The organism is Psychromonas sp., from assembly GCF_983033635.1.
Genome location: NZ_CEZLMY010000009.1, coordinates 36,732 through 46,581 on the forward strand (window position 1 = coordinate 36,732; position 9,850 = coordinate 46,581).

A 9,850-nucleotide genomic window follows, 5' to 3' on the forward strand; every position below is an offset into this window, starting at 1 on the left:
AGAGGAAACTAAGCATGAGTAAAAGAATACTTATCGTTGGTGGTGTCGCCGGCGGAGCATCTGCTGCTGCAAGATGCAGAAGGCTGGATGAAAACGCAGAAGTTATTATGTTTGAAAGAGGCCCGGTAGTATCTTTCTCAAACTGCTGTCTGCCCTACCATATTTCAGGCATTATAGAGAAAGAAGAAACCCTCATTCTGATGAATCCGGCAAAGTTCAAAGCGATGTTCAACATCGATGCCAGAACCAACAGCAATGTGATTGCGGTCAATTCTAAAGAAAAAACGATTCAGGTAGAAAATACCCTCAGCGGAGAAGTGACAACAGAGCATTATGACGCTTTAGTGGTCTCCCCTGGCGCTGATTCAATCGTACCTCCATTTCCCGGCCTCGAAAAAATTGACAACTATGTACTAAAAACCGTGCCTGATGTTTCAAATATCATGAAATTTATCAAAGCAAAAGATCCTAAACACATGACGGTTGTTGGTGGCGGATTTATCGGGTTGGAAGCGGCAGAAAACCTGAGAGAACGAGGCATTGACGTTACTCTGATTGAGGGCACAGACCAAATTATCCCATTTGTAGACAGAGATATGTCTTATTTTGGCCAGGCTGAAATGGTAAGGCATGGCGTTGAAATTGTGGTTGAAGATCTTGTCGAAGGCTTTGATACCAGAACAGTTATCTTAAAATCAGGCAGAAAAATCGAAACAGATGGAGTGATCCTCGCTATCGGTGTTAAACCATCAACAGACTTCCTGAAAGGCTCTGGTGTTGAGATGAACGAAAGAGGATACATCAAAGTTGATGAAAACTATCAGACTACTGCTAAATACATTTATGCAGCGGGTGACGCTATCCTGGTAAGAAATCAGTTAACTGGCCAGTCTTTCCCGCTAGCTATGGCAGGTCCTGCTAACAAGCAGGGCAGACTTATCGCGGATCACATCCATGGTAGAAAAATAAATAATAAGGGTTATATCGGAAGTGGCGTTGTTAAGCTATTTGATTTGAATATAGCCAGTACTGGTTTATCTGAAAAGATGCTTGCAGATAGCGAAATTGAATACGATGTCGCATTCGCGGCGCCTCCTGGCATTGTTGGCATTATGCCCAATATGCACATTGTCTATTCCAAGTTAATTTTTGAAAAAGGCACGGGCAAAGTACTGGGCGGACAATTTGTAACAACGGGCACTTCAGATAAGCGAGCTGATGTTGTTGCCACAGCGATTAAAGCGGGTATGACCGTCGAAGATCTCGCTGATCTTGAACTATGTTATGCACCGCCATTCGGAACAGGTAAGGATGTTGTCAATAAAGTTGGCTATATCGCGTCGAACCTTAACGAAGCAGCCTTTAAACAGGTTCGTTTCTCTGATGTTTACGATTTACTGGAAGCCGGTGGGCAGGTAATTGACGTCAGGGAAGTTGTCGAATATGAAGCCGGACACCTTAAGGGTACGGTTAATATCCCAATGAGTTCAATGAGACAGCGTCTCAATGAGCTAGACAAAAACAAACCCGTTTATGTTCACTGCCGTACAGGTGAGCGAAGCTACAATATGACATTAATGCTTCAGGCAAATGGATTTGATGCAAAAAACATTGCCGGTAGCTATGAGTTTGTAAAAGCTTATGAAGAGATGATGTGCTACAACTATAAATCCAGAAATAATATTATGGTTGCTGAAAGTTATGTTGAAGGCGAATGGATTTGACGCAAAAAACATTGCGGTTAGCTATGAGTTTGTAAAAGCTTATGAAGAGAAGATGCGTAACTGTATTGGCAATGAACCTCTATATACAGGTTGAAGCTTTTATCAAAGCCAGTGGTGACCTGCCGCTGGCTTATTGTTTATCTCTTTTGCGGCAAGGGCGTTCAGACTCTTAACCTTCAAGTTGCTTGCCGCCCTGACATTAGGAAGTGCGGAAAAGTAGAGGACTTGAGAAATAAACTTAAGAATTAGGCTATATACCCATGATACTTCGAAATGCAAAGTCAGCAAGGCAAATTGTGCCGAGATGCTAGGCAGAAAATTGAACCTTTCGAGCAATTATCTACGTTAATTCTCTTTCAAATCATAAATCACTTGGCAAATACGTAAGTCGGCAGGCACTCTTTCCTCACTTGGTTGAATATCAATTGGGTTAGTGCCCCCCTGAACTTAAACTGTTAAAAGTTTTTTACATCAACGCCTGTTTTCGTTGCTAAAGTCATCGCGATAGGAATGAAGATAGCAATAGCTCCGGTAGAGTTCATAAAGGCAGAAAGTAGTGCCACGACTAACATTAACAATACGATGAGTCGTGTTTCACCATTTCCGGCAACACGCATCATCCAATTACCGGTGTGTGCGGCTAACCCTGTGCGATAAAGAGCTTCACCAATAGCAAACAATGTGCCGATTAAAAACACAACAGGATCGCCAAATCCGGCGAGCGCTTCTCGAGGCGTGAGAATGACTGCTTAGCATGAGACTAGCAATGACTCCTAAGGCAACAATATCCAAACGTAGTTTGTCACTGATAAAGAGAATGAAGGTGACAAAAAGCGACACGAATAAAAATATGATTTCAAATGACAGACAGGGTTTACTCTATATTTTAGAAGGTTGCGTTTTAGCAGGAATGAATGCTTCAAAGACGAAGACGGTGATAATTGCATAGAGAGCAGCAATGCTCAGCTCGAACAAGCGGTAGGTCATGTTTTCAAATCCCGAATCAGTTTCGAAAGGACCAATGGATGGACTAATGGATGGACCCAAAATAAGAAGCACGACACTCATCGAGAAGCTTGCAAGCGGTGCCCAAGGAGCATCTGAAAGGACGGCTCGTGCAAAAACAAGCATTACCGGCAGTGTTAGGGTGGCTAAGAAGATAAAATTAGGAACAGCCACCGTCAACTCATACATTACTACAGCCACTAGGCCACCAACGACGTTGGCGGCAAGTATTCCTTTAGCTAAACTCGTCGTTCTAGAAAAGGCAAGGCTTGAAGCAAAGACAGCAATGTAAGCAGGCGTATGCGCATTATGCCAGTCTAGTGACAAGTAGAGCAGTAAAAAACCACCGACGATAATCGCTAAGCTAGCAGCGCGCCGTTCAGCCTCAGCAGGAGGAAATACCGGACGCGGTTGAGGTTTTGGCTCTCCGGCTAAGGGGGGGAAGATAGCAAATAACAGATAGCTCACCATCACACACAAGCCAATATTCCATACAAAAGAAGCCGAAATATCCCATGTTAAATCAAGCGAAATCTTAGCTGTCATCGGTGGTACTGACAGGCCAATTAAGGTCATGAGAACAACCAGTGCCGATCCTCCTCTATAAAGTGATCGAAAAGTGACGAAGAGTAAAGGGATTAACAGTAATGCAAAAAGAAAGGGTAACTGTCGAGATATTGCTGATAGGAAGTAAGTGCCAAGCATTATGATCAATACTGCAAAGAGCATTTTTATTGCTTCCTTAGCACTCAGTGGTCGGCCAGCCTGAAGTATTAGTGGAAGAAAAATCGGTGCCAGATAGGCTAGCGTCCATTGAAATGACATAGCAATTAAAAAAATAGTTGTCATACCAACACCGAGTCTTAATGCTCGGTGTTCAAGAGTACGTTTGTTATAACATAACTCTAGATTATTGGTATTGTCAGTAGGCATAAGACAATATGCTCATAAATCGCATCCATATGAACCCAAGCATGTTCATTATTCCACTTTCACCAGTGTAAATAACGACATCCGCTTGACCGTTTATCATACGTCTGATGTCATGCCCTTCGCTACCGTCCTGATAGTCTGTCATAGTAATGCGCACTGGAAAACGTTGAGGATCACGCATCCAGCCATTATTACTAGGGGCGCTGGGCAGGCTGCTATCGTGAGTGCCATCAGAGGCCCCATAAGAAATACTGGCTACTACACCGTCAAAGATGCGACCAGGATAGAGATCAAGTGAAATTTCTGCTGGATCGCCAATATCAATGTTAGCAATGTTGTTCTCTTTTAAATAGGCCTCGACCCACACCTCTTCAAAAGAAATAAAAGTAAGTAAAGGGCTACCTGCACGTGCAAACACACCGGAAGTAATGTCGAGATCGACGATCATTCCGCTAGCGGGAGCACGAAGCTCGCTCCATTCAAGTGCCAATTCAGCTTCGCCAAGAGCGGCGATAGCTTCTTTTATTTTGGGGTTGTCTGCTCCTTCTACACCAAGGTCACGACGCGCTCGCTCGAGGTCTGCTTCTGCAGCCAATACCGAACTTTTCGCTGTTGCGAATGCTGCGCGAGCGTTGTCCACTTTTGCTATTGATATCACGCCGTCTTTTTCTAGTTTAAGTATACGAGTTGTCTGGACCTGAATATTTTTAAGATTAGTATGCGCTGAAGCGAGATTAGCAGCTGCAACTTCAATGCTAGCGGAACCTGCCCCAACGCTTTGGGTTGCTATTTCGAGTGCAGCTTGTGCTTGCTCTACTTTTAGTAAAAATGGACGTTGATCTATGCGTGCGAGAAGATCCCCAGCTTTGACTATCTGTCCATTGTTTACCGCAACGGCGGTAACATGGCCAGAGACCTCGGGGACTATCTCTACAATCATCGCTTTAACGCGCACATTTGAGCTGTATGGGGTTACTCTGTCCGCAATCAGATACCAGATGAATATCAGGGCTGCAAGTAATGACGAAATTGCCACAGTACGCTTCATAATTTTATCCTTTGTGCCAAACCTTTTGATATTTTAGGAGATGGCAAATAGTGTAGATAACCTTTTTCTTCCATAACCACTGTCAAGCCAGAAGTCGTGGTCTATTATTTTTTATCATTGGCCACGTTGCGTTCACTCTTGTCATAGTAAGGAGAGGGCTCAAGGGTGTTTTGTCTTGGCAATCCCTACTTATGATACGATGGTTTGATAGATTTTTCTCATGAAGACAATGACCATTTGTTTTTGTCTTATTAGGCTATGATTGGATCATGACCTCTTGAAATAATAGTCTAACATTGACATTTATTTCAATGACCTTCCTGTTATTTTTAATTTTATCGGGCAAGTTTATGCATAATGACAGTTGAATACTCATTTCTTAGTTGTGATAAGGAGTGTAACTTTTAGAGGGAAAAATGCTGGATAAATTAAACTATTTCCAACGTAGTTTTGTAATATCAAACACTCCCCCAATGTACAAAAACAATTTAGATTACTCGATAACATAGCAATAATTAGTGTTTCTCCTAAAAAGTAACAAACAGAGATACTTGCACCGCTTTTATTGGCTCGCCCTCTAATTGTTATGGTGCTATTGCCGCTGTTGGTCGGTGGAGCAATCAGACAATTTTACCAAATTTAGCGCTAAAGCGCTTTCCTGTCATTATTGATTTTGCCGAAGAGATACCTAAGGGGATCCGTCGTGAAGGCGGACAAGCTGATATTATTGTATACACCAGCGATACCGGGTTCATGCGCTGGCTGGGTAAGTTGTACATCCGCTTAATGGGGCTACTTAGTTATGTCTACTGATATAGCTGATGCTTCAGCGGTAAAGCACACAAATAGAGAAACCGAGCGTAACATTTTACGTTATGCACTAGGTGTTATGAGCCCAGTATGTGTGATGGTCATCTGGCAATGGGAAATGGCTTATGTTACGCCAACACTGGTAACTATGTTAATCGGTCCCCCAGCAAAACCTCTGCCCAAAAAGCTATATTTCTACCTTGCCATGGCAATGCTTGCTTCATTGGCGTTAGGTCTGGTATTAATAAGGTTGCTCGAGCCCTACCCGCTGGTAGCCATCCTAGTGATGGGCGGGAGCCTTTATGCTATTTTCTATAAAACAGCTCAGGGAGTAAGTTTACTGATAACGGCATTACTTTTATTATCAGTATTAACCTACCCTTCCCTGGCCATGCTTGATATTGAGTTGAGCCTTGATACTGCGCTGGGGGTGAGTTTGTCGTACTTGATTGCGTTATTTTCAGCTGCCATTATGTACTCGATAATGCCGCCAGCTCCAATAAGCGCACAACAGGTTGCCCCTCCAGAAAAAAAACGGAGCTCGAGCTTTCACGGATAGCTCTGCTTAACACTCTGGTCGTGTTGCCTATCCTCATTTATTTTTTGATGTACGACCGTCAGGCTGCGATGCTGACACTGATATACGTTGGTATTCTGGTTCCCAATTCATGCTTGCGTAAAGGGATGCGTTCCTGCATCGGTATTATGCTGGCAAACCTACTTGGGGGAATAATTGCGATTATCATATACGAGCTAATGATTATCGTTCCAATAAGCTCCTTTTACCTGTTGCTGATGTTTCTGATTAGTCTGCTTATGGCGAAAAAGGTATTTTGCACTCCGCAAGGCGCTTTATATGCCTCTGCCTTTAGTTGTTTACTGCTATTGATCACTGATATGACTAACACAACAGGCAGTGATCTTGATTATGCATTCTACGAGCGCTGGCTGTATATCGCGCTGGCTAATGTGTATGTGATAGCTAGCTTTATGATATTAACGGCTCTAGGCTGGCTGAAAATATCGTCACGTGATTAGATACAAGCTCCCCCTCTGCGATGTGGTAGCGGGCTCAAAGCAATAGGTTACATCGCCAGCAATCTGCTACAGAACACTACATTTTGCTGAGCCTTAATCTGCTCCTTAAGGCTCAGTTCGTGATTTTTTCTTATCAGTATCGTCCAAAGCAAAATAGATCCTTGCGATAATTATCTCTGTAACTATTATCGTGATGATGACAGCAATAAATGCAATCAGGCCGTTCAGTGGTCCTGAAAAGTCGATTTTGTCACCAAACATTAGGTCGATGGCTTCTAGCATCACAAGTTTTGACCCCATTAAAATTGCCCACGTGGTGAGTCCACGATATACCTTTGCGGCCTTACCGGGTTTAGTGCTAAAAAAATCTGCCACCTTTTGCTCAGCTTTAATTGAAAGCCTTAACAATAGCTGTAATAAAATCGCCGCAGCAAAAGAGATGGTAAACGAGCTAATTGACACGTAATCCCAGTGTTCGGCATAAAAATTTAGTACGGTTAAATCAACCAATACCCCTAGCGTATATCCTACGAATAGACGCTGCGGTGTGTTTAAACGGTATATCTTAGGTCTTCGCCCCATAACAAACCTCGTAAACGATTAATCAGAAAATTAACTGACATGTTTTAGACATGTATACAACCTGGATAAATAAACGTTATGGGGACTTTTCCACAGGGCTGGAACATACTTTGACGACATTTTAGCCAAGGAAACTTGGGCCTGTAATTATCATTCCAGCCAGCCTTTTTGAGGTTATTTCTTTGGCTAGGCCACCACAGTGGCACTGTTTCAGCATATTCATCACAAAGCGCCAGAACAAGGCCTACCGCTAAATTTGGTTTGTCCCGAAAACGAACACAACCCTAGTACACAATTACAGCATAGTAGAGAATGAGCGTTTTTCTAATCAAATAGCGCTAGTTTTGGTGGAGCCACGGCAAGATAATTATATAATTAACTTTCTTATCTCCTTGCGATAAGTACTGTTATATCCGGTGCAAAAGGATGGGAAGATTTTGGGCATTTAAAACTGGATTGGCTTCGTAAATACCGTCCTTTTGAAGTCGGTATCCCTAAACACGATACGATTGCTCGCGTTATTTGTCGATTAAAAGCAGAAGAAAGTCTCAATGCAGTTCGTAGTCACTGGCAAGTTGAAAGTATGCACTGGGTCGGGTACTTGATATAACATTCAGAGAAGATGAATTTCGTATACGTAAAAAACAAGAATCATTAGCTTTTAATGTGATGAGGAAAATATCAGTGGCATTATTCAAACAAAACGATACAAAACCGACCAGTATGGCACGCAAAAAAAGATGGCAGGGCTAGATGACGATTATCGTTCAACCCTTTTAGAATCTGGAGTTAAAATGCGCTAGCCGTGAGAAGCATGGGAAAATGCGCTAAAACTACTCCATATCATAACCGCGTAAATTCACTTGAGGGCGAAACAGAGTCAGGCATCGACACTCGTTTTTGCTGATAGCAAGCAAACATCGATGATAAGAAAAAGAACTAAGGTTTTTACGCAACGCTCGCAAATGGGAGAAAGCGAGCGTAAATGGAGTGATCTAAATAGATAAATAGCACAAAATATCTAAGGCGCTATGTACCCCTTTGCGCCTTAGAAATAGTATCAATCAAAAAGATACCTATCAGCCGCCAATTGATGATGCGAATCGTTATGTTTAATTACTATTATTCAGCAACAACTTTCAAGCCTTTAACACCTGCCATTGAAATATTTCCATACGATGCATCTTCAATATGTTTACTCCACCATTCCATAATCTTTGCCCGCTGATTAAGGTACGTGGAGTGATTGTAAGACTGGCTAACTGAATTACCCACTTTGTGAGATAAACATGCTTCTGAGGCCTCGTAATTAAAACCTAGATCACTTAGCGTTGTTCTAGCTAACCCACGCAGGCCATGCGCAGTCTGTTTACCTTGATACCCCATGCGCTTCAATGCCATATTGGCACTGGCTTTATTTGCGTGTGAGTTAGGGTTTCTATCGGCAGGAAAGATATAGGGTGAATTGCCGCTTAGCGGTTTGATTGCTTCAAGTATCGCCAGTGTTTCAGTAGTTAATGGCACTTTATGTTCAATTCCCGTTTTCATTCGCTGTGCAGGAATTATCCAAAGATTATTATCTAAATCAATTTCCGACCATTGCGCCAAAGCCGTTTCAGCTGGCCGCGTCATGGTGTGCATCTGCCAAAGAATTAAATAACGGGTTGCTTTCTTGATGTTGGCGGCTGTAATCGCCTGTAATAATTCGGGGAGTTGTTCGGGTTTAATATGAGGGTTATTAGTGACTTTTTTTGCCATAAACACCTCTTTGATACCTGCTAATGGATTAGCATGAATAATTCCATGATTAACGCTATAGCGCATTATCTGGTTGAGGTATTGGCAAACACGGGCAATCACTTCTAAATTGCCTTTGGCCTCGATGGGTCTAAGTGCGGTAATGACTTGCGGTGCTGTAATAGCGGTTATAGGGTGTTTACCTATGACAGGGTAAATGTGGTTTATCAGGGTATTTGAGATGGTTTTATATGTACCCTCTTTCACTTCAGAGGCTTTCAGTTTAAGCCAATCATTAGCCACCATTTCAAAAGAATGATTAAGAATGGCCTGTTTAGCTTTCAACTCACCATCTCGGTGTTCTTTGGGATCAATGCCATCTGCTAATAATTCACGTGCTGCAACGGTTTTGGCTCTGGCTTTTGCTAAAGATAAATCAGGATATTTGCCAAGGCTTAAATTGGCTCTTTGTTTGCTAACTGGTCGCAAATAATTAAACCGCCACAACTTAGTACCATTAGGCTTAATTTTTAGCGTTAAGCCAAGACCATCGCCAAGGTTATACTCTTTCTCTTTTGGCTTAGCATTCTTAATCTGAGTATCATTCAAAGGGGGGATAATTTTAGCCATGATGTAACCTCACAATTAGCAGTTTGATAGGGTTACATTAGAGGTTACATCAAATGCTGGATTGTGCAAGACGTTAAAAAACGCTATAGAACTGAAAACGGCTTTAAATGATTGTGTTTATTGGAGTTTTGTAAGGATTTTGAACTTTAAAAGACGTTGTAAAAAGAGGTTGTGGTGCTGATAGGCGGATTCGAACCGCCGACCTCACCCTTACCAAGGGTGCGCTCTACCAACTGAGCCATATCAGCAAAAGGGGATCTGATAATGACCTACTCTCACATGGGGAAGCCCCACACTACCATCGGCGCAACTGCGTTTCACTTCTGAGTTCGGAAAGGGATCA

At 42.5% G+C, this 9,850-nt stretch carries 8 protein-coding genes, 1 tRNA gene, 1 rRNA gene and 2 pseudogenes; 5 read left to right on the plus strand and 7 right to left on the minus strand.

The window, feature by feature from the left end; genetic code table 11:
- Positions 1–14: 14 nt before the first annotated feature.
- On the plus strand, positions 15–1,724 hold the full coding sequence (locus tag AC4GME_RS02365; protein ID WP_490377067.1) for an FAD-dependent oxidoreductase: 1,710 nt from the start codon (positions 15–17) through the stop codon (positions 1,722–1,724).
- Between the two features lie 455 nt (positions 1,725–2,179).
- Here the strand turns inward: AC4GME_RS02365 and AC4GME_RS02370 are convergent, their stop codons facing one another.
- The 3 genes from AC4GME_RS02370 to AC4GME_RS02380 all read right to left on the minus strand — a co-directional run bounded on the left by AC4GME_RS02370 (position 2,180) and on the right by AC4GME_RS02380 (position 4,710).
- Positions 2,180–2,467 (minus strand): SLC13 family permease, encoded by a 288-nt coding sequence (locus AC4GME_RS02370; RefSeq protein ID WP_490377071.1) that lies wholly within the window; start codon positions 2,465–2,467, stop codon positions 2,180–2,182.
- Positions 2,468–2,603: 136 nt separating this feature from the next.
- Positions 2,604–3,662, minus strand: a complete 1,059-nt coding sequence (locus tag AC4GME_RS02375) for a DUF2955 domain-containing protein (protein WP_490377066.1) — start codon at positions 3,660–3,662, stop codon at positions 2,604–2,606.
- Positions 3,652–4,710 carry an HlyD family secretion protein gene (locus AC4GME_RS02380; RefSeq protein WP_490377065.1) on the minus strand — a complete coding sequence of 353 codons (1,059 nt, stop codon included), beginning with the start codon at positions 4,708–4,710 and terminating at the stop codon, positions 3,652–3,654. The genes AC4GME_RS02375 and AC4GME_RS02380 overlap by 11 nt, the downstream gene beginning before the upstream one ends.
- An 802-nt stretch (positions 4,711–5,512) precedes the next feature.
- Here AC4GME_RS02380 and AC4GME_RS02385 point away from each other — a divergent pair.
- Both AC4GME_RS02385 and AC4GME_RS02390 read left to right on the plus strand, forming a co-directional pair.
- Entirely contained in the window at positions 5,513–6,079 is a 567-nt protein-coding gene (locus AC4GME_RS02385) for a DUF2955 domain-containing protein (protein ID WP_490378976.1), read from the plus strand.
- Positions 6,080–6,147: 68 nt separating this feature from the next.
- The gene (locus AC4GME_RS02390) at positions 6,148–6,558 is read left to right on the plus strand and encodes a hypothetical protein (protein WP_490377063.1); all 411 of its coding nucleotides are present in this window, start codon (positions 6,148–6,150) and stop codon (positions 6,556–6,558) included.
- A 105-nt stretch (positions 6,559–6,663) separates the two neighbouring features.
- Here AC4GME_RS02390 and AC4GME_RS02395 read toward each other — a convergent pair whose 3' ends face one another.
- The gene (locus AC4GME_RS02395; RefSeq protein ID WP_490377062.1) at positions 6,664–7,140 is read right to left on the minus strand and encodes a hypothetical protein; all 477 of its coding nucleotides are present in this window, start codon (positions 7,138–7,140) and stop codon (positions 6,664–6,666) included.
- A gap of 388 nt (positions 7,141–7,528) precedes the next feature.
- Here AC4GME_RS02395 and AC4GME_RS02400 point away from each other — a divergent pair.
- Positions 7,529–7,663: pseudogene (locus AC4GME_RS02400) on the plus strand (transposase family protein); the annotation flags it as partial.
- A 6-nt stretch (positions 7,664–7,669) separates the two neighbouring features.
- Positions 7,670–7,943, plus strand: a pseudogene (locus AC4GME_RS02405) (transposase); the annotation flags it as partial.
- 319 nt (positions 7,944–8,262) lie between these two features.
- On the opposite strand, the gene AC4GME_RS02410 reads toward AC4GME_RS02405, so the two are convergent.
- From AC4GME_RS02410 to rrf, 3 genes are all read right to left on the minus strand, one after another.
- The gene (locus tag AC4GME_RS02410; RefSeq protein ID WP_490377061.1) at positions 8,263–9,507 is read right to left on the minus strand and encodes a tyrosine-type recombinase/integrase; all 1,245 of its coding nucleotides are present in this window, start codon (positions 9,505–9,507) and stop codon (positions 8,263–8,265) included.
- A 172-nt stretch (positions 9,508–9,679) separates the two neighbouring features.
- Positions 9,680–9,755: transfer RNA gene (locus AC4GME_RS02415), tRNA-Thr, on the minus strand.
- An 8-nt stretch (positions 9,756–9,763) separates the two neighbouring features.
- A 5S ribosomal RNA gene (rrf, locus tag AC4GME_RS02420) occupies positions 9,764–9,850 on the minus strand; the annotation flags it as partial.